This is a genomic window from Parvibacter caecicola (assembly GCF_003725335.1).
GTDB lineage: Bacteria > Actinomycetota > Coriobacteriia > Coriobacteriales > Eggerthellaceae > Parvibacter > Parvibacter caecicola.
The window spans coordinates 1-18,563 of the sequence record NZ_QIBY01000025.1 but is presented as its reverse complement, the minus strand read 5'-3'; the positions used below and the strand labels follow the sequence as shown (position 1 = coordinate 18,563).

The following is an 18,563-nucleotide window of genomic DNA, read 5'->3' as shown; positions in this document are numbered from 1 at the left end:
CATATGACGTTACCCCCGTCCCCCCGTCAGCCCCCCGACACGCCTACATCTCCAGTAGCCGGCGAATCACCCAGCTGGCTATCATCTGGCCCATGATGGGCGGGAAGTACGACATGGTGCCCAGCTCGGTGCGCTCCCCCCGTTCGGTCCCCGGCTGCGACGCCACCGGCACCGGCGGCTCGTCGGAATACAGCACCGGCAAGCGTTCGATGCCCGCCTGCCGTGCCAGCTTGCGGAAAGCCCGCGCCAACGGATCCACCTGCGTCTGATAAATGTCCGCGAACTTAAGCGTGGTGGGGTCTTGCTTGTTGGCGCCCCCCATGCTGGCAATCTCGCAAATACTTTCAGCTTGGCAAAACTGCGCGAGGGCAATCTTCGCCGAAACCGTGTCGATGGCGTCCACCACCACATCAGGGCGGCTCACCTTCGCAAACAGCGCCGGCACGTCCTCGGCCGCCAGGAACGCATCCACGGTTTCCACCACCACAGCCGGGTTGATATCAGCCGCCATGGCCCGCATCACGTCCACCTTGCGCTGCCCCACCGTGCTGCAAAATGCCAAGGCCTGGCGGTTGATGTTGCTGGGGGCCACCGCATCGCCGTCCACGAAAACCAAACGCCCCACGCCGCCGCGCACCAGCGCCTCGGCGCAACTGGAGCCAACGCCGCCAACGCCCACCACCATCACGCAGGCACCCTGCAGCTTTTCAAGCCCCGCATCGCCCAAAATACGTCGCAGCCGCGTAAAGCCATCTTCGGTTTCCACATCAACCTCCTTGCCGTCACGAAGATTCTAGCAACAAAAAGACCCCGCTCGTGAGCGGGGTCCTGGCAGAACCGTTCAGGCTCAAACTGGTTCGATAGCCGTCAGGCCAACGAAGCCAATTTACTTCAGGCTCACAGCAGCGCCGGCCTCTTCCAGCTTGCCCTTGATCTCCTCGGCCTTCTCCTTGTTCACGCCCTCGGCAACCGGCTTGGGAGCGCCCTCGACCACTTCCTTGGCCTCCTTCAGGCCCAGGCCGGTGATCTCGCGCACAACCTTGATCACAGCGATCTTGTTGTCGCCGAAGCCCTCCAGCACAACGTCGAAGTCGGACTTCTCCTCGGCAGCAGCGCCGCCCTCAGCCGGAGCAGCCACGGCCACAGCAGCCGGAGCAGCAGCGGACACGCCAAAGGTCTCCTCGATGTCCTTCACCAGTTCGGAGGCCTCCAGCAGGGTCATCTCCTTGAGAGCCTCAATAATCTCTTCGCGAGTAACAGCCATGTTAGTTTCCTTTCAAAGGGCCCTGCAGCTAGCAGGGCAAATTCTCAACGTTTCAGGCAGCCCACTTTAAGCCGCCCGGTTTGCTACCCTTAGGCAGCTTTTTGGTCGGCCACCTGTTGGATGGCACGGGCCAAGCCACTGGGCACGCCGTTGACCGTAACGGCAAGACCACGGGCCACGCCAGCGATAGCGCCGGCAATCTGAGCCATGAGCTGTTCGCGAGAAGGCAGGGAAGCGATGGCCTCCACGTCGGCGGCAGTCAGCGCCTTGCCCTCCATCAAACCGCCTTTGATCTCCAGCTTTTGGTTGCCCTTGGCGTAGTCCTTCACCGCCTTGGCGGCAGCGGCAACGTCGGCCCCGGCGAACACAAAAGCGCTGGGGCCCTGCAGAAGATCGTCGAGGGTGGGCTGGTCGGCCTCCTTCAACGCCAGGTGCACCAGAGTATTCTTGTAAACCTTCATGGTAGAGCCGGTTTCGCGAATAATCTTGCGCAGCTCCTGAATCTCCTTCACCGTCAGGCCGCGGTAATCCACCACCCATACGGCGCCGCAGGCATCCAGATCGGCCTTGATATTTGCGAGCATCTCTTTGTTCGAAGCGTTTGGCATGAGCTAAATTCACCTCCTTTTCATCAAGTCGCGTTCCGCCCCTCAAAAGTGTGGGCCGCCACTTGTGAAAAGAAACGGCCCCCGCCCAGAAGACGGAGGCCGCAGATATTCACTGTCGCGAAATCATCTACCACCTCGGCGGGCCGCTTGCGCGATTAAACCTCTCGGTACCTGCTGTCTTAAGTAGCGGAACTATTGGTTTCATTGCTGCCCGTTAAAGCAGCTGTTCTATATTACGCCCTCGCTCTCCCCTGTCAAGGAAAAAACCGTCCTCTGGCCACAAAACCCCAAGAAAGCGCCGTCACTCGTCTTCGCGATCGATGATATCCAGAAGCTCTTGCCGGGAGTGCACATCTGCCTTCACGTAGATATGGCGAATGTGGGACTTGGCCGTGTTGAACGATATGGTGAGGTTTTGGGCAATATAGTCGATGGAGCGGCCTCGAACCAAAAGTTCGAACACATCCCGCTCCCGCGGCGACAAGCCGCAGCGCTCTGCCACCGCGCTCAGCCGCTGCTGATAACGCCCGGGCTTGCGCTCCTCAAAAGCCGAAGGCTCCGCGTCGGCCGGAAGCTCGGCCGCACCACCCCGCGCTTCAACTCCTTCGTCTCCCTCGCCCTGCGGCGCATCGGGCGCCGAAGCAACCTTGCTACCCTCTCGCAGGGCCTCGCCAATAAGGCGGTCGTTCAGCACCAACATGGACACCACCAAAAGGGCGAACACCATGGCAACGGAAACCACTTCCAACGATAGGCCGGTTTCTCCGTAAGCCCGCACCAACGCAAGCCCTACCATCCACCCCAGCGTAGTGCCCAGCGCCGACGCACCGCGGCCCAACCCGAAAACCAAAATGGGCGAAAGCCGCGAGGAATAGGCCACATAGGCCAGCAGGCACCAGATAACCAGGACAAAGCAGTTGTAGCCCACGGTGACGAACTGGCCTCCGAAGGCGGCGCCGCCAACCAGGGGGGTGACCAAGATGCAAGCCGCCACCACCAAAATGATGGGATAGTACAGCCGGCCCACATCGAAATTGCGTCGCAGCAAGCCCACCAGCAAAAACAACGCCGCCGCCACGACGCCCGAGCTGAAAACAATCACTGCTCCCTCGGCGTTCATGTTGGCAGCCACGGAATGGGGCACCGCGAACCCGCGGGCAACTCCCACCACCACCGAGAAAACCGCCACTGCTATGAGCAGCCGCACGAAAAACATGTTGGCCGAGCGCGGCGCACGCTCTGGCAACGCTTCCTCTTCGACGGCAAATTCCGCATTCGGCAATGTGGACACCACCGCCATGAGCGGCAACAGGGCCGTAATCACCATGCCGGCCGGTGCCGGCAGCCCAATTGCAACGAAGTAAATCATGCACGCGAACACAAACGATGCCGCCGTGTACATAACCGCATCGCGCGCCGAAACCTTAGAGTAGATGATGCCGAAGCGCAATACGATAACTGAAGTGCCCAGGCCGGTGAGCACCGCGCAGACTACCAACAGCGCGCCGGAAGCCTCGGGCGCTGATGAGGCGTAAAGCCCCACCGTGGCCAGCCCGGCCACCAGGGAAGCCACCACTGCCACCGAAACGCGATTCATCATCCTCTCGGTAAATCGCCGCCCTATCGACAGCGCCACCAGCGCCAGCGAAAGCGCCAAAGTAGAGAACAAATAGGTCTGGGAAATAGTGTCGGGCGGCAAATATGCCGCCCCGGGGGAAACGAGAACATTGCTGTTGTAGGAAATCCAAATCCAGGCATAATAAAAGCCGAACCCCACCAGCTTGAAAGCGGGCCATTGCTCTTCCACCGCCATTCCCAGGCGCGTGGGAGCAAGCTCGCTGCTAGAGGCAAACGAGTCTTGGTTGTCGCCGAAACGCTTAAACATAGGCTCCCCCACTAAACGCCGCCGGATACCCTGGAGCGCTCCCGAGCGCGCCATTCCCAGGCGCCGCTCTTTTTCCTCAGAAAGCCCATATTGTACACCCTCTGCCATTTCCCCACGCCCCTCCGGCCGTTAAGGCCCTGCTAAATTGTGGCGGCTTCCTGCTCCTCTGGCTCTTGCACTGCAGGCGAGCCCTTTGGCGCGATCCCCCCTTGAGCCTCTGCGCTCCTCCCCAAAAACGGGAAGCTGATTGCGCTTACCGGGCACACCGCCTTACATTCGCCGCACTTCGTACACTCAGCCAGCGAAACAGACGATTTCGGGTGGTGCAGGTCGATGCCCTCGGGGCAAACCTCGACGCAACGGGCGCAGCTGGCGCCGTTGCACTGCAGGCACTCCGATGCTGCAACCGTGGGGCGGAACGTGCGGTTCAGCCGCGACACCAAAGAAAGCAGCGCACCTAAGGGACAGAACCGATGGCACCACTTCCTCAGCAACACCACTTCCAACACCAAAATGAGAGGGAACACCACCAACGAGAGCGTCACTTCGCTCAGCTGCAGGAGGTGCCATAGGGCCACAAACGTGGCCACCGTGAGACCCACCGGGCAAATGAGGCAGAACACGGGGAACCCGAAAGCGGCAGTGGTGAGCACCGTGGCCCCCAGCACCCAGTTGCGCGAGTCGTTCACGCCATCGCGCTGGGCCAAAACCGGCTTGTCCGTCTTCTTTTCCTTCAACCCGAAAAGCCGCCGCAGCAGCGGCACCGGGCAGCCCCAGGCGCAAAACGCGCGACCCGCCAGCACCACTAGCAGCACGGAAATCAGCAGCCCCAAAGCCAGCGGAGGAACGATAGTGCGAGAGGCGATGGCGGCCTCGATGGCCCCCAAGGGGCAGATGGCGGCAATGTCGGCTATGCCCCAAGCAGACGGCGTGCCCGTGCCGCTATGAACCGCGAGCCCCACCCCTACCAGGCCCAATACTCCAATGGCAGCCAGCGTGCGCTTCGTAGACAACTTCATCTCAGCCACCCCCTATTCGCTCGCACCGTCCACCAAGGTGCCCCCCAATGCAGCGGCAGCCTGCGGCGGAAGCACCACAATGCCGCGGCGAGTGCCCCCGGCGAACGTGCCGTACACCAAAGCGGTGCATTCGTACTCGCACTGGCCACAGCCATTGCACAGCCCGCCGTCGATGACGGGATGCCCTTGCGAAAAAGAAAGCGCCCCGAATGCGCACGAATCTTCGCAGGCATTGCACCCTTGAAAATAGGAAAGGCAGCGGTCTTTTTGCACTACTGCCACCCCCAGCTTTTCACGTGTCTCATCGAAGGAGCGCAGCGCCCCCGTGGGGCACACCTGGATGCACTTGCCGCAGAAATCGCAATAACCCTTGTGGAAGTCCAACTTGGGGGTGCGGGCGCTCACCAGGCCGTCCTCCACCGATGCAAGCGAGATGGCATCGGTGGGACACACACTACGACACCTATCGCACTTGAGGCAAGCCGAACGCAACGCGCGCTCGTCCTGGCCACCAGGTGGCCGCAGAAGCTCGTCCCCCTGGGCAAAAGCAGTGCCCAATCCGCCCACACCGGCCCCCACCGCGCATACGGCGGCCAAGCCCACGAAACTGCGGCGCGTCATGGCGCTCATTGCCGCACGCCTTCCACTGGGTCGCTGACGGCCGACGGTTCCTCCTCGGAAGCCCAGGCCGGCCTCACTTCGCACGGCTCCTCATCCAGCCCCAGCAGCGATGCAGCCGCCTCGAAATAGGCAGCTTCTGCATCAACATAGCCGCGGGTCACGGTAGCCAGCTGCTTGTAAAAGTCCGTTTGCGCCCATTCGTCAATGGCGCCGCACAGCTGCGGCAACCAATTTTGCTGGTGGAACGCGAAAAAGCTGCGGCCCAGAGCAACCGTCTCTTGTAAGGCGCGGCCATCACCGGCCTCAATGGCCTCCTTGGCCCGGTCGCACAGGGTGGCAGCAAACTGCAGTTCAAACCCCAGGTGGTCCTCGGGCGTGGTGTTATCGGCTGGAAGGTCAAGCCCGGCGCGGCGATAATAGCACAGGGCGCCGTCCCGCGCGTCTTGCATGAGAATGCGCTCTTCGCTGGTAAACACCGACTCATAGGGCGGCGCGGTAATGCGATCGTAATTGCCAGCCCCCAGAAACACCCGGGCGTAATCCACGGCCAGCTCTTGGCGAGTACCCCCATGACGATGGCGAAGGTATTCCTTCATGGCCGCCAACCCTTCATCGATAGCCGAGCCATCCCCCGCGCACTCTATGGCGGCGAGCGCCTCAATCTGCGGCTCGGTCAGCTCGTACAGATACAGGCCGGCCAAGAAGCGGGCAAAGGCGGCACGGGCTTCATTGGCCTGGCGCAGCTCCTCGAAATCAGGGGAGGAGAAATCAAAGGCGATGGTCTGTTCCATGGGGCAACTCCTTGAGAAAAGGGAGGGCGTCCGGTGGCAATTGCGCCTCCGGACGCCCCGTAACTGCAAGCTAAATGCTCACGCCGAACAACGACATGACCGCAACGGATGCCGTCCACATGAGCACGCGGAAAGCGATAGAGCCGATGAAGGCCCCAATTACGGCCACAAGGGAAAGCGACAGCGCGCCCGAGGTGCGCTTCATGCCTGCAAAGCCACAGGCCAGCGGCACCAGCGCGCCACACACCACAACGCCAACCCAGAACAGCACTGCCGACTGACCACCAATCACATCGGCCATAAACCCGAAGGCCAACACCGTGACCAGGGCCACCACGGCACCCACCACCGTTTCCACGGCGGCGAAGGAAAGGGCGTCGGACCCCTCCTTGCAGATGGCGCACAGCAAATACCACAGCGCCGCGCCAGAGGCCATGGCACCGCCCAGATACCCCAGGGGAAGCGCCACGGTGTTCCATGCCAGCTGCGAAGCCATCATGTAAGACGAACCGCAGGAGAAGCTGAACACCACCGCCATTGCCACGGCCACCGCGCCCAGCGCCTTTTGAGCAGCAGCGCTGGCGTTGCGTTTGATCAGCAGCAAAAGCACCAAGGCCACCAGCACGTCGATGCCCAGCAGCAGGGCCTCCAGGAAAATGCCGGGGGCCGGATGGGCCAGCACCGCCATGATGCGGTCAACATGGGAAAGGTGAGTGGCCGACGCAATGCCGCCCACCACAATAAGGGCGATACCAGCCACAATAGCGGGGAAGGCGGCCTTTTTAGCCAAGCCTCTGAAAGCGTCGATTCCGGCGCAAGCCACCAACCACGCCCCCGCCCCGGAAAGGGCGGTAAAAAGCACAAGGGACCATTGAATTTCCATGGGTGTTCCTATCTATTCTGCAACGGGGTAAGCGGCGGTATGGGGATGACCTTTGGTTTCCACCCGGTCTTGCCACTCTCCAATCATGCTGGTCATGATGTAATGGGTAGCTGGCGCATTGCCCACATCCTGCAGGGTGTGGATGTCGCCCGCCTCATATTTCGCCAGCTCTTTAGACACATCGGAGGAAGGGTCGTCCAAGTCACCGTAGAAGCGGGCGCCGGCCGCGCAGCTTTTCACGCAGGCGGGCAGCTTATCCTGAGAGGTAAGGTGGCCGCACAGGGTGCACTTCTCCACACATTGCTCCGACTTGTTCCACGAGCGCACGCCATAGGGACAGGCCATCATGCAGTACTTGCAGCCGATGCACTTCTCCTTGTCCACCAGCACCACGTTGGTCTTGTCATCGCGATAGCTGGCGCCGGTGGGGCACACCGAAACGCAGGGGGCGTTCTCGCATTGCTGGCACAAGGTGGGCAGCGCGTAGCGGGTCATGTGCGGGTACTCCCCCACCGGCCCCACCGCCAGCACCTTCGACCAGCGTTCGCCCAGGGCCACGCCGTTTTCCATCTTGCAGGCCACTTCGCACCCATAGCATCCGGTGCAGCGGTCCAGGTTCACCACAATGCAATTACGCGCCATAGTCAAACACATCCTCCGTCGTATCGCTGGGGGCGGGCATCCAGGGGCTGAACTGCTCCGGCTGCACCCACACGCTGTTCAGAATCTCATCGTTGCTGGGGCTTACCTTCACCTGGAATCCGCGCAGGGTGTAGGTGCCGTACTCGGGGTTGTAGGGGGGATCGTTCTTGGTGAGCACGTTGATGTTCATCACCTTGTAAGACTGGCCCGGATCGTCGGAGTCCAGCAGCTCGGGCGCCCAGAAGCGCTCCTGGTACACCACGCCCTTGGCAATGGCGGTGGTCACGCGGGCCATGCCGTGAGTTTTACCGCGGCGGCTCTCGATGTTTACCCAAGTGCCGTCTTCGATGCCGTACTTCTCGGCGTCTTCCGGATGAATCCACATCTCCGGCACCGGATAAATCTCACGCAGATAGGGAATGTTGCGCAGCGTGCCGTGGTGGTACATGGGCAGGCGCCCCTCGGTGAGCACCAGCGGGTACTCAGTGTCGGTCAAGGGCGACTCCGCCGGCTCCACGTAGTAGCACAGCGGCTCGTAATCGGCCGAAGCGGGCGGCAGGATAAGCGGCTTCTCCTCGGCGCACTGCGACCACGGGGCGCCGGTGCGACCCAGAATGATATTCGACTCGCAGTATATTTCCAGCTTTTTGGAAGGGGTGCCGAAGCCCTTGGGCTTACCGGGGTTGTCCGGATCCTCGTTCAGATAGGTGAGGTAGGTGCGGTACTCCTCGGGCTCCGCCCATTTAATCACGCCCTGCTCGCAAGCCTCGTCCCAGCTCATGTCCAGCTTATTCAGATGCTGCAGCTGCTTTTCGTGCTCGTTCTTGTAGAAGGGAGTGGTCATGCAGGCTTCCTTATCGAAGGCCTTCGGGCAATGGGTGTTGCCCAGCTCGGCGCACTTCTGCACGATTTGGGTCCAGATGATGCCCTCTTCCACCGTCTCGAATAGATGGGTTACCGCCTGGCGCATGACAATCGTGTTCAGCTGCGGGATGGTGAGGTTCGTCTCCAGCCACTCAGTGGTGGGCAGCAGCAGGTCGGCGCACAGCACCGAGAATGCCGTGGGGTACATGAAGCACTGCACCACGTAATCCAGCTTCGGCACAATCTCGTCCAAGCAAGAAGAGTTGCCCAGCACCACGTGTTTGTTGCCAGACCGCTCGATCCACATGTGAATTTGGTACGGGTCGCCGTCTTTCATGGCCTTGAACACCGAGGGGATATGAGCCATATCCCAGCACAGGATGCCCTTGTGCTCGATGGTGCCGCAGCGCTTCATCACCTTTTCCTTGGAAAGCAGGCGCGGGGTGTTGCCCAACTGGTCCTTGCAAGGGGCCGGGGCGAACTTCTGCAGCATAGTGCCGGGCTTCTCCACGTTGCCACGCAAAAACTCCAGGTTGAGCGCCCCCAGCGCGCACTGCTGCGACTGGGCGTACTGGTCGATGCACACGCCCTGCATAATGCCCGATTGGCCAGAGTCGTCGGTGTAAATCTCCAACGCCCGCTCAATCTGCTCCGGGTCAAGCCAGCAGATTTCTGCGCCCTTCTCCAGCGTCCACTCCTCGCAGGATTCTTGCAGCAGCTGGCCACCAGTAGAGCACTGCATCCCGTTTATCTCGTAGGTGCCGAACAGCGCCGGCTTCACCCCTTCGTTCATGGGGAATTCCACCACTACCGGGGCCCCGGTCACCTCGTCCCACACCACGTAATCCTCATCGGTGCCGGGCAGGCCCGCCTCGGTAGCCTTGAGGGTGAGGCGCGTTTGGGGGTTCACCAGATAAGGCATGTTGGTCCACGTCTGGCAGAACTCCTCATCGTATTTTTTGTTGTCCAGAATCCACTTCGTCCAAGTGAGCAGCAGCGCCGCATCGGTGCCGGGGCGAATGGGCAGCCACACTTCCGCCTTGGCGGCATCCAGGGTGTAGCGCGGGTCGATCACCACCGTGCGAAGCCCTTGGGGCCGGTTGCGCAGCTCGGCCAGGGCACGGCCGCCCGTGGCCACCGACGAGTTGGAGGGGTCGGTGCCCCACAGCACCAAGCTGGTCACCGCGCTGTCGGTGTAGTAGTAGTCCCAGCCGTTGGAGTCCGAGAACGACAGGTTGTTGGGCTTGCCGGCACCATAGGCCAAAAGCGAAGCGCCCATACGGGGCAGGTAGCATTGCGAGCAGCCCGGCTCCCATACATTGGGAGTGTTGATGGCCTCGCCGAAGCGCTTCACATTGGAGAAGTGAGGGTTGCCACCACCGCCAGTGGAAACCGAAATGGCCTCAGAACCGTACTTGTCGGACACTTCATTGATTTTGGTGGCCACTTCCGTCAGGGCCTCTTCCCAGGAAATGCGCTCCCATTGGTTGGAACCGCGCTCGCCCACGCGGCGCATGGGGTACTTGTTGCGGTTGGGGTGGTACAGCGCCTGGATGCCCGCCAGGCCCTTGGCGCACACGCCGCCCATAGACATGGGGCTTTCAGGGTTGCCCTCGATTTTCACCACGCGGCCATCGCGCACATGGGCGAGCACCGCGCAACTGGCGATGCAGGCGCGGCACGAGGTTTTGACAATCTTCACATCGGACGCGCCTTCCGCATGGGCCTGGTCAACCGCCGCAAGGCTGTCGGCCGCTCCAATTCCCAGCGCGGCCACGGCGCCCATGGCTGCCGTGGATTTCAGGAATCCGCGGCGCGTCATAGTGGCTTGGCTCATAAGCCTCCTCCTTTTCCTTCTCTCTTTTATGTCTCAAAGATGGCGAGCGTGCGAAATCAGGCCAGCAGTGCGCGCATGCGCTGGCCCGGCTCCGTGGTGCGCCACAGGCCATCCCATGAGATGCCGTCTATGGTCTCCAGCTTGGAGATGAAATATCCGGGATAGATTTGCTTGGGAAACTGCAAGGCTTCCTGCCCCTGCAGCGCCGTTTCGATTACGTCTTTCGAGGCCCCGTCGATGCACAAATCAAGCACTTGTTCGTAAACGGGGCCGTAGGCCTTCGGCTCGGCGGCCAACAGCTCGGCGAAGCGCTTGGTGGGCTCGAACTCCTCCAAAGCGCGGCGGCCCAGCTCGGTGGTGGCCAGCAGGTAGTCCACCGGCTGATCCGGCAACACCCCCTCGCTGTCCGCATCGCCCGTCGCCACCTCTGGCGCTTCTTCGGGCACTGCAATGGCTTCCACCGCCCCGTGGGCCAGCAAAATGTCATAAAGCGCATGGGGCGTTTGCATAGTCACCCCCATGTAGGCGCCGCCAGCCACCGCTTCCTCCGCCTCGCGAAACGGCCGCGGCTCCATAGCCTGGCGCAGGCAGTCCAGCAGCACCAGCGTATTCGCATGGTTGGCCTCGAGGGCGCCCTTCACTTCCTCATAGGTAAAAGACGGAGCTTCCGGTGCGGCTCCGGCAAGCTGCTGATCGGCCGTAGAGTTCATGGCCCCCTCCTCTTTCGTCAACTGCGATAAAGGCACTTTACCGAGTGGGCCCTCAGGGCCGAAACGCCCGCAATTGATGAAAAAGCAATGCCCTGTTGGTGAAAAAACAACGGCTCCGGCCATCACCCATGGTTGGTGATGGCCGGAGCCGTTGCCTGTTCAGCGCTGTGTTTTGCGGGTGAGCTCCAAAAAGGAAGCGGCCCCAGCGGGGGCCGCTCGCATGCGTTCAATTGGGGCGAAGAACTACCACCTATTGCCCGCCCGGCGCCTCGGGGGCCGCCGGCCCATCAGGGGCGCCCTCGGTAGCCGGGGCCTCCTGGGTATCCTCCCCTGCCGCCACGTCTTGGGTGGTGGGGTCGGCCGCGTCATCGGTTGGCACCACGTCCTCCTCCGGCTCGCCGGAGGCGTTCTCCGTCTGGCCGTCGTCCCCCAAAATCGAATAGGCCGGGCTCACGTTCGAGCCGCCCGCTTCAACGTAGGTGAAGTTGATGGTGTCGCCCACCTTGTAGCCCACAATGTCCAAAAGCCCCGGCAGCGCAAAGTCGAAGATGTTACCGTCCTTATCTTCCAGCGTCACATAGAAGTGGGTGTTGCCCTCGATAACCGCTTGGTTCATCGAGCGGATGGTGCCCGTCACGGTCACCACGTCGGTGGCCCCATCGGCCCCTTCCGCCACCACGCCGTTGGTGGCCAGCAGCGCCTCGTAAGCCTTCTGGGTATCGGCCACGGTGTCGCCCACCGCCACGTTCTGGTAGCGCTGAATGTCGATCATGGCAAACTTCTTCACCAGCCCGGCGCCGTCCTTCAGCGCCATGAAATAGGTGGGCTGGTTCGACACGTTGATCAGCAGCGGGAAGGTAGCGGTGTAGCGCAAGTTCTGCACCTGGCCCTCGGCCGATTGCATGGCGGAATCCTCGGTGGCGCCGGCCACGCTGTAGAAGTGGGATTCCTGGGTGCGCTGGTTCACCAGCACAAAGCCCACGATGGAGTTGTCGGCGGTGGCGGAGGTTACGCCGGTGTACACCCATACATCGTCATCTTTGGCGATGTAGTTGTAGCCCAGCGTGCCGTCGGTGCCCGGCGTGGTGCGCACTACGCCCTCCTGGCCCAGGAAGGAGTTCAGCCAACCGTTATGGTAGGCGCCGTACCAGTTGTACTGCTTAATCAGCAGCTCGGCCGGGAACACCCGGTCCACCCACTGCGGGCAATCCTCCACCGCCAGGTCCTGGCACTCGCCGGTAGTGGCGTCGCACAGCACCACGCGGCTCACGGTTTCGCCGCCGAACAGACCAATGGTGTAATCCAGCACCGGGCAAATCCACCAGGGGTGGCCGTCTTCGTCAATTTCAAACGACTTCTCCCCGAAGATGTAGAAGGGGTAGCTCAGCTGCACATGGCGATCGATGTTGCGCACCAGCGGCTCCGACTCGGAGTAGTGAATGGGACTGTCGCCCAGGCGCACAATCTCGGCGTCCTGCGTGGTCATGTTCACCAGCGCGTATGCGGGAATGCCCGCCTCGCGATTGGTGAACCACTTGAACAGGTCGGCGTAACCCAGCGGGCTCACGCGCACCGGCGTGCCCTGGTAGTTAATCTGGGAGTACAACGGCGAAACCTCGAACTGCGACACGTACTCGGGGATGGAGCCCATCTCGCGGTTGCCCAGCAAAATGGCGGAGTTGCGGTCGATTACGGGAATCTCGGAGTAGTTCACCTCTTTGATGTCCTGGGCGAACTCCATGTTGTCGGTTTGCAAGATATTGGAATAGCGCTCGGCATTGCCGGGAATGATGGCGAAGGACAGCAGGCCGCCAATCACGCCCACTGCAGCCACCGCCACCGGGATAAACGACAGCACGCGAAAGCGCTTCGACTTGCCCGCGTTGCGTACCGTTTTGCCATTGCCGGTTTTGTACACTCGCGAACGGGAAGCGAAGTACAGGAAGGTGGGCAGCAAGATAACGATGGCCACGAACATCCAAGTGTCCAGGCTGTGGATGTTGATGGGAGGATGGAACCACCAGTAGCATGCCGCCAGCACCAGCAAAACGACGATGGTGCCGATGATGGCCGTCTTCTTGGAAAGCGGCCCCATTTTGTCCAGAAAGTCCAGGTTGAAGCCCATCGCGGGCCCGCGGCCGCCGCCGAAGCCGCCCTTGCCCGAGCCACCGGCGCTGCCCTTGCTGGAGCTGTCCCCGGTCGAGCCGCTGCCGGCACTGCCCGCCCTGGCGCTGCCGGCGGAATCCCCCGCCGAGGCCGTCGGGCCACCGAAGCCCTCAGTGTTCATGCCCGAAGCCCGCAGAGCCTCCAGCAGTTGGTCCAAACCAGATGCCATTCACTTCTCCTTAAAGCTAATGCGTCCACAGTTCGCTCGAATAAATTAAGTGTCAACTATACAAAAGACCCTCCCGTCCCACAGGCGAAAGGGCCCTATTCCACGCAATCCCCCAAAGAGCCGTGTACGGCAAGCGGCGTGGCAGGGGCCGGCACGCCGCGCATGGCCAATCGGACGCCAAGGGGCGACGCGGCTGGCACGCCACACATGGCCAATCGTAGGGCAGAGATTCTATCTCTGCCGGGGATGCAAGCACATGCGGGCCGTCCGTTAGGCAGAGATAGAATCTCTGCCCTACGAAAAAGCGGGCGCCCGCCACGCGGGGACGGGCAGACGGGCACCCCAATCGTGCTTAAATCAGCTCGCGCAGGACGTATTGCAGGATGCCGCCGTTCTCGTAGTAGCGGCCCTCCGTGGGGGTGTCGATGCGCACCGTGGCGTCGAACTCCACCTCAGAGCCGTCCGCCTTGCGCGCCGTCACCTTCACCACCGCCGGATTGGGCAACCCCGCCGAGAAATCGATGGGCGCCACCGTGATGCGCTCGGTGCCGTCAAGCCCCAGGCTGTCGGCGTTCTGCCCCTCCGCAAACTGCAGCGGCAAAATGCCCATGCCGATGAGGTTGGAACGATGGATGCGCTCGAAACTCTCGGCGATGGCGGCCCGCACCCCCTGCAGCAAGGGGCCCTTGGCGGCCCAGTCGCGGGAAGAGCCGCTGCCGTACATCTTGCCCGCCAACACCACTGCCGGCGCGCCCGCTTCCTGGTAGCTCACCGCCGCGTCGAACACCGGCGCAATCTGGCCCGTCACCTGGTCCAGCGTCCAGCCGCCCCGCTTGCCGCCGGCCAGTTTGTTCTGCAGCTTCACGTTGGCGAAGGTGCCGCGCATCATCACCTCATGGTTGCCGCGACGGGCACCGTAGGTGTTGAAATCGGCCGGTACCACGCCGTGGCCCTCCAGATAAACCGCCGCCGGCGATTCCAGCGCAATGGAACCGGCCGGGGAAATGTGGTCGGTGGTGATGAAGTCGCCGAAGTTCCCCAGCACGTAGGCATCCGCCACGGGCGCCGGCGCCGTCACTTCCCGGGTCATGCCCTCGAAATAGGGTGGGCGACGCACATAGGTGGAAGCATCGTCCCAGGCGAACACGTCGCTCGGCTCGGCCCCCAGGGCCTGCCACGCCTCGTCGCCGGCGAAGATGTCAGCCGCCCCTTCCTCGTACAAATCGGGGGTGACGAACTGCTCCACGAGTGCCGCCACCTCGTCCGCGTCGGGCACGATGTCGGCGAAGTACACCGGATTGCCCTCAGCGTCGGCACTCAGCGGGTCGTGGGCCAAATCGATGTCCATAGTGCCGGCAATGGCGTAGGCAATCACATTTGCCGGCGCCGTGAGGTAGTTTTGGGAAACGTCGGGGGAAATGCGTCCCTCGAAGTTGCGATTGCCCGACAGCACCGAGGCCAGCTCGATCTGGTCCGCCACCGCGTGCATCTCATCGCTCAAGGGGCCGGAGTTGCCAATGCAGCTCATGCAGCCGAAACCGCAGGTGTAAAAGCCCAGCTGCTGCAAGCTGTCCAACAGCCCCGCCCGCTGCAGCAGCAGCTCGGTGGCGCGACTGCCAGGGGCCAGGATGGTTTTCACCCACGGCTTGGGGGCCAGCCCCGCGCGGGCGGCGTTGCGAGCCATGAGCCCCGTGGCCACCATCATCGCCTGGTCGGTGGCGGTGGTGCAGCTGGTAACTGCCGCAATGGCCAGCGCCCCGTGAGTGAGCTGATGGGCAACGCCGTCCAGCTCCACGGTCACCGTCTTCGGCTCCAGGCCCCGTTCGGTGCAAATCTCCTTGAACCGCTGCCCCGCCTGCGCCATCACAATGCGGTCGTGGGGGCGCGACGGCCCGGCAATGGCCGGCTCCACCGAAGAAAGGTCCAGCTCAATAACTTCCGCGTACGCCCGTTGCGGGGCCGCTTCGTCGTTCCAGAACCCCTGCGCCTTCGCATAGGCTTCCACCAGCGCCACCTGCTGGGCATCGCGGCCGGTAAGGGCCAGGTAATCCAAGGTTTTCTGGTCCACGGGGAACAACGTGCAGGTGCTGCCGTACTCCGGCGTCATGTTGGAAATGCACGCGCGCTGTGTGGCGGAGAGTGCCGCCACGCCGGGGCCGAAGCACTCCACGAAGCAGCCCACCACGCCCTTTTGGCGCAGCATCTGAGCGAAGGCCAGCGACACGTCCATGGCCGACACGCCAGCGGCCAGCTGGCCGGTAAGGCGGATGCCGATGACCCGCGGCACCAGCGTGGTGATGCGTTGCCCCAGCGCCGCCGCTTCTGCTTCGATGCCGCCTACACCCCAGCCCAAAACGCCAATGCCGTTTACGGTGGGGGTATGGCTGTCGGTGCCCACCACGGTGTCGAAGTACACCACCGGGTTGCCGGCGCCGTCGGTCTGCCCCTTCGAGGAGCGCATCACCACCGGCGCGAACTTCTCAATGTTCAGCTGATGGCAAATGCCCTGCCCCGGCGGCACGATGCGCACGTTTTCAAACGACTCTTGCGCCCACTTCAAAAACTGGTAGCGCTCGTGGTTGCGACCGAACTCCAGAGCCATGTTGGCCTCCATGCAGCCGGCACAGCCCGCCTCATCGGCAATCACCGAGTGGTCGATCACCAAGTCGCAGGGAATCTGCGGGTTGATCTTCGCCGGGTCGCCACCCAGCTGCTGGCAGGCTTCGCGCATCACGGCGAAGTCCACGAACACCGGCACGCCGGTGAAGTCCTGGAACAGCACGCGGGCCGGGGAAAACTCCACCTCGTCCCCCACCGTGCCGGCCAGGCCCGCTTCCACGATACGCTGGGCCAGCTGCTGGGCCGCCGCCTCGTCCGCGGCGTTGCGCAAGGCGTTCTCCAGCAGCACCTTCAGGGCATAGGGCAGCTTCTCCGCCCCTTCCACCGCAGTAATGTCGTAATAGGCGAAGGTGCCCTCCCCCGCCTGCAGGGTGCTCAGAGTCTTCAGTTCGCTCACGTAAACCTCTATTCCATCGCAGCGATCAACGCTTGGGTAAACTGGGCGCAAGTGGCAGGGGCCGCATCCGATTTCGTGGCGCGGCGAATGTCACCGGTAAGGCAGGTGCCTTCGGCGTACACCTTGCGCACCGCCGCGCGAATGCGCTCGGCCGCCTCCAGCTCGCCCAGATGATCCAGCATCATGGCAGCAGACAGAATCTCCGCCGTGGGGTTGGCCAGGTTCTTGCCGGCAATGTCGGGGGCGCTGCCGTGCACCGCCTCGAACACCGCGTAATCCTTGCCGATGTTGGCGCCCGGAGCAATTCCCAGGCCCCCCACCAGGCCCGCCGCCAAATCGGAGGCAATGTCGCCGTACAGGTTGGGGAACACCATCACGTCGAACTGGCTGGGGTCTTGCACCATGCACATGCAGCAGGCGTCGATGATCTTGTCGTCGAAGGCCACCGCGCCCTCGTAGCGCTGGGCCACTTCCCGGGCCACCCGCAAGAACAGGCCGTCGGAGTGCTTCATGATGTTGGCCTTGTGCACCGCCGTTACCTTGTTGCGGCCATGCTTTTGGGCGTATTGGAAGGCATATTCCACAATGCGCTCAGAGCCGGTAACGGAAATGGGCTTGATGGAGATGCCGGAATCGGGGCGAATGGTGCCAGCACCGCTCTCCTCCACAAAACGGATGAGCTCCTTGGCCTGGGCCGAACCTTCCTCGAACTCAATGCCGGCGTACAAATCCTCGCTGTTTTCCCGCACGATCACCAAATTCACGTCGTCATAGCGGCCGCCCGCGCCGGGGATGGACATCACCGGCCGCAGGTTAACGTACAGATCCAGCGCCTGGCGAAGAGCCACGTTCACGCTGCGAAAACCCGTGCCCACCGGCGTGGTAACCGGCCCCTTGATGGCCACCTTGTTGCGCTGCACCGCCTCGATGGTGCTCTCCGGCAAGGGGGCGCCGAACTCTTCCATGCAGGCTGCGCCGGCGGGGGCCACTTCCCACTCGATGGGGGCGCCGCTGGCCGCCACCACTTCCTGCATGGCTGCCGACGTTTCCAAGCCAATGCCGTCGCCGGGAATAAGGGTTACAAGATGGGTCACGCTGTTCCTCCAAACCTCGCGGGTTGTTCTGCCTATAAAAACGCAATGGCGCCGTTGGAGCGCCATTGCGAATGATGTTTACCGGGCCCTAGGAAACATTCTGGACAATGGATGCCGCTTTTCGCTGCAGCGCCCCCTTGCTATTGGTGGCGTCGAAGCCCATGCGCTCCTTCAAGGCCGCCTTCACCTCCGGCGCCAGCTTTCCTTCCGAGAAGCCTACCACCGCCGTCAGCATGTCCTGGAACTCAAGGTCGCCGTGATAGCACTGGATGCCCTCGTCAATCAGCGGCCACACTTTCTCGGAGCGCTTCTCGGTAGTGGCGCCCAAGCGGCACAAAAAGCGCATGGCCGCCAACCGCGCCGGACCGCTGTCCTCATCGAATAGCGCGGCATCTGCTTCCGGCACCGCCTTCTCGCACACGCGCGCCTCCAGCGACACCAATTCGGTAAGCACGTCCAGCACTTCCCAGCGGGTTTGGGCCTCGGGCACGTTAAGCGCCTCCACAAATTGCTCGGTGGCCGGCTGCAGCAGCTCGGGCTTCTTCTTGGCCACCACCGCAAGCACGCTGGCCGCCTTCTGGCGCTCGCGCCGCGATGCCCCCGAAAGCGCCTCCACCAATTCTTCCACCAACTCGGGAGATTCCATGGCCTCGTCAGCCTTGTTCAGGATCGCTTCCGGCTTCGCCATAGCTCCCCACCGCCTTTCAAGCGCAAATATTCCAGAACATATTATAGGGACAAACTAAAACCCCCTTGCACCACCTTCGGCGGGCGGAGCGTCCCCAAAACAAAAAAAGCCCCCGAAGGGGCCGAGAAAGCGGGCAGGGCGCCCGCGAGGCGGAGAAGAGCCAAGGCTCCCCCCCCCAAAAAAAGCCAGGAAGGGCCCCGGAGGGCCCTCCCCGAACGCAAAAAAGCATCCCCTGCGAGCAGAACGCCCTATCCTCCCACGGCCTGGCGCCGCAGTACTTTCGGCGAAGAGGGGCTTAACTGCCGA

15 protein-coding genes and 1 other annotated feature are annotated in these 18,563 nt (G+C 62.5%); all 15 genes read right to left on the bottom strand.

Annotated elements, in window-relative coordinates:
- Positions 1 to 43: 43 nt before the first annotated feature.
- The 15 genes from DMP11_RS09615 to DMP11_RS09545 all read right to left on the bottom strand — a co-directional run bounded on the left by DMP11_RS09615 (position 44) and on the right by DMP11_RS09545 (position 18,257).
- Positions 44 to 766, bottom strand: a complete 723-nt coding sequence (locus tag DMP11_RS09615; RefSeq protein ID WP_123186269.1) for a tRNA threonylcarbamoyladenosine dehydratase — start codon at positions 764 to 766, stop codon at positions 44 to 46.
- 120 nt (positions 767 to 886) lie between these two features.
- Entirely contained in the window at positions 887 to 1,264 is a 378-nt protein-coding gene (rplL, locus tag DMP11_RS09610; RefSeq protein ID WP_123186268.1) for a 50S ribosomal protein L7/L12, read from the bottom strand.
- Positions 1,265 to 1,353: 89 nt separating this feature from the next.
- Positions 1,354 to 1,872, bottom strand: coding sequence for a 50S ribosomal protein L10 (gene rplJ / locus DMP11_RS09605; RefSeq protein ID WP_123186267.1), 519 nt, complete (start codon positions 1,870 to 1,872; stop codon positions 1,354 to 1,356).
- Positions 1,873 to 1,932: 60 nt separating this feature from the next.
- Positions 1,933 to 2,074, bottom strand: a sequence feature (ribosomal protein L10 leader region).
- Between the two features lie 99 nt (positions 2,075 to 2,173).
- Positions 2,174 to 3,757: a helix-turn-helix transcriptional regulator gene (locus tag DMP11_RS09600; protein ID WP_161555358.1), complete on the bottom strand. Its 1,584-nt coding sequence runs from the start codon at positions 3,755 to 3,757 to the stop codon at positions 2,174 to 2,176.
- A gap of 140 nt (positions 3,758 to 3,897) precedes the next feature.
- Positions 3,898 to 4,776, bottom strand: a complete 879-nt coding sequence (locus DMP11_RS09595; RefSeq protein ID WP_123186265.1) for a 4Fe-4S binding protein — start codon at positions 4,774 to 4,776, stop codon at positions 3,898 to 3,900.
- A 12-nt stretch (positions 4,777 to 4,788) separates the two neighbouring features.
- Positions 4,789 to 5,406: a 4Fe-4S dicluster domain-containing protein gene (locus tag DMP11_RS09590; protein WP_123186264.1), complete on the bottom strand. Its 618-nt coding sequence runs from the start codon at positions 5,404 to 5,406 to the stop codon at positions 4,789 to 4,791.
- A complete protein-coding gene (locus DMP11_RS09585) occupies positions 5,403 to 6,188 on the bottom strand; it encodes a TorD/DmsD family molecular chaperone (RefSeq protein WP_123186263.1) in 786 nt (261 codons plus the stop codon). The genes DMP11_RS09590 and DMP11_RS09585 overlap by 4 nt, the downstream gene beginning before the upstream one ends.
- 70 nt (positions 6,189 to 6,258) lie before the next feature.
- On the bottom strand, positions 6,259 to 7,071 hold the full coding sequence (locus DMP11_RS09580; RefSeq protein WP_123186262.1) for a DmsC/YnfH family molybdoenzyme membrane anchor subunit: 813 nt from the start codon (positions 7,069 to 7,071) through the stop codon (positions 6,259 to 6,261).
- A 12-nt stretch (positions 7,072 to 7,083) separates the two neighbouring features.
- Positions 7,084 to 7,713, bottom strand: coding sequence for a 4Fe-4S dicluster domain-containing protein (locus tag DMP11_RS09575; protein ID WP_123186261.1), 630 nt, complete (start codon positions 7,711 to 7,713; stop codon positions 7,084 to 7,086).
- Positions 7,703 to 10,414, bottom strand: coding sequence for a molybdopterin-containing oxidoreductase family protein (locus DMP11_RS09570; RefSeq protein WP_123186260.1), 2,712 nt, complete (start codon positions 10,412 to 10,414; stop codon positions 7,703 to 7,705). The genes DMP11_RS09575 and DMP11_RS09570 overlap by 11 nt, the downstream gene beginning before the upstream one ends.
- A gap of 56 nt (positions 10,415 to 10,470) precedes the next feature.
- On the bottom strand, positions 10,471 to 11,124 hold the full coding sequence (locus tag DMP11_RS09565) for a hypothetical protein (RefSeq protein WP_123186259.1): 654 nt from the start codon (positions 11,122 to 11,124) through the stop codon (positions 10,471 to 10,473).
- Between the two features lie 250 nt (positions 11,125 to 11,374).
- On the bottom strand, positions 11,375 to 13,459 hold the full coding sequence (locus DMP11_RS09560; protein ID WP_214647014.1) for a Tat pathway signal sequence: 2,085 nt from the start codon (positions 13,457 to 13,459) through the stop codon (positions 11,375 to 11,377).
- A gap of 352 nt (positions 13,460 to 13,811) precedes the next feature.
- Positions 13,812 to 16,475 carry an aconitate hydratase AcnA gene (acnA, locus tag DMP11_RS09555; RefSeq protein WP_183621468.1) on the bottom strand — a complete coding sequence of 888 codons (2,664 nt, stop codon included), beginning with the start codon at positions 16,473 to 16,475 and terminating at the stop codon, positions 13,812 to 13,814.
- Positions 16,476 to 16,483: 8 nt separating this feature from the next.
- On the bottom strand, positions 16,484 to 17,569 hold the full coding sequence (locus DMP11_RS09550) for an isocitrate/isopropylmalate dehydrogenase family protein (protein ID WP_235869443.1): 1,086 nt from the start codon (positions 17,567 to 17,569) through the stop codon (positions 16,484 to 16,486).
- An 88-nt stretch (positions 17,570 to 17,657) separates the two neighbouring features.
- Positions 17,658 to 18,257 (bottom strand): hypothetical protein, encoded by a 600-nt coding sequence (locus DMP11_RS09545; RefSeq protein WP_123186257.1) that lies wholly within the window; start codon positions 18,255 to 18,257, stop codon positions 17,658 to 17,660.
- Positions 18,258 to 18,563: the final 306 nt, after the last annotated feature.

Bases quoted from the DNA above. Each gene is read 5' to 3' on its own strand.
- rplL (WP_123186268.1), bottom strand. From the start codon at position 1,264: ATGGCTGTTACTCGCGAAGAGATTATTGAGGCTCTCAAGGAGATGACC.
- rplJ (WP_123186267.1), bottom strand. From the start codon at position 1,872: ATGCCAAACGCTTCGAACAAAGAGATGCTCGCAAATATCAAGGCCGAT.
- DMP11_RS09600 (WP_161555358.1), bottom strand. From the start codon at position 3,757: ATGTTTAAGCGTTTCGGCGACAACCAAGACTCGTTTGCCTCTAGCAGC.
- DMP11_RS09595 (WP_123186265.1), bottom strand. From the start codon at position 4,776: ATGAAGTTGTCTACGAAGCGCACGCTGGCTGCCATTGGAGTATTGGGC.
- DMP11_RS09590 (WP_123186264.1), bottom strand. From the start codon at position 5,406: ATGAGCGCCATGACGCGCCGCAGTTTCGTGGGCTTGGCCGCCGTATGC.
- DMP11_RS09585 (WP_123186263.1), bottom strand. From the start codon at position 6,188: ATGGAACAGACCATCGCCTTTGATTTCTCCTCCCCTGATTTCGAGGAG.
- DMP11_RS09580 (WP_123186262.1), bottom strand. From the start codon at position 7,071: ATGGAAATTCAATGGTCCCTTGTGCTTTTTACCGCCCTTTCCGGGGCG.
- DMP11_RS09575 (WP_123186261.1), bottom strand. From the start codon at position 7,713: ATGGCGCGTAATTGCATTGTGGTGAACCTGGACCGCTGCACCGGATGC.
- DMP11_RS09570 (WP_123186260.1), bottom strand. From the start codon at position 10,414: ATGAGCCAAGCCACTATGACGCGCCGCGGATTCCTGAAATCCACGGCA.
- DMP11_RS09565 (WP_123186259.1), bottom strand. From the start codon at position 11,124: ATGAACTCTACGGCCGATCAGCAGCTTGCCGGAGCCGCACCGGAAGCT.
- DMP11_RS09560 (WP_214647014.1), bottom strand. From the start codon at position 13,459: ATGGCATCTGGTTTGGACCAACTGCTGGAGGCTCTGCGGGCTTCGGGC.
- DMP11_RS09545 (WP_123186257.1), bottom strand. From the start codon at position 18,257: ATGGCGAAGCCGGAAGCGATCCTGAACAAGGCTGACGAGGCCATGGAA.